General features: G+C 38.1%; 2 protein-coding genes. One reads left to right on the plus strand and one right to left on the minus strand.

Annotated elements, in window-relative coordinates; translation table 11 throughout:
* The first annotated feature begins 121 nt into the window (after positions 1–121).
* The gene (locus ICN39_RS11075) at positions 122–493 is read left to right on the plus strand and encodes a trypsin-like peptidase domain-containing protein (protein WP_216234162.1); all 372 of its coding nucleotides are present in this window, start codon (positions 122–124) and stop codon (positions 491–493) included.
* Here ICN39_RS11075 and ICN39_RS11315 read toward each other — a convergent pair.
* Positions 490–598: IS3 family transposase (locus ICN39_RS11315; protein ID WP_370623700.1), on the minus strand; the 109-nt coding region annotated here is incomplete at its 5' end. The genes ICN39_RS11075 and ICN39_RS11315 overlap by 4 nt on opposite strands.

Here is a 598-nt window from a genome sequence, read left to right on the forward strand (position 1 = left end):
ATGGATGTATAAATACAATCATCAACGTCCAAACATGGCATTGGGCGGCATTACCCCGAAACAGCGACTGGCCATGGTTGCTTAATTAACTCTACTTCTAGGTTCGGTTAAATAAGGGGGGATTACCTTTGCACTTGGCTATCCAGACATTACTACTCAAGGTTTTGAGTCAAAGCTAACAGATGGGATAGTTTCTAGTTTGAGTGGAATTCGTGATCAACCTACCAACTTTCAAATTACAAACCCTATCCAACATGGAAATTCTGGTGGCCCCTTATTTTTAGAGTCTGGCGAGGTTGTTGGTGTGATTGTGTCAATGTTAACCAAAGCTCAAAATGTTAATTACGCCATTAAATCAAATTACTACATTGAATTGCTTAACTCAATTGATCAAAGCATTATCAAAGATTCTTTAAATAAAAAAATAAATAAAAAACCGACAGAAGCAATTGCAGACGTAGATAAATCAACTGAATCGCTACCAATATCCTAGACACTTCCCAACCTCGCTTGGTACTGCTGTTCAAATCTTACCGGAGAAAGCCCATTGTTGTAACTATGGCGTCTAACCGGGTTGTAAAAAATTTCGATGTAATCA

The organism is Polynucleobacter sp. AP-Reno-20A-A9 (assembly GCF_018882085.1).
GTDB lineage: Bacteria > Pseudomonadota > Gammaproteobacteria > Burkholderiales > Burkholderiaceae > Polynucleobacter.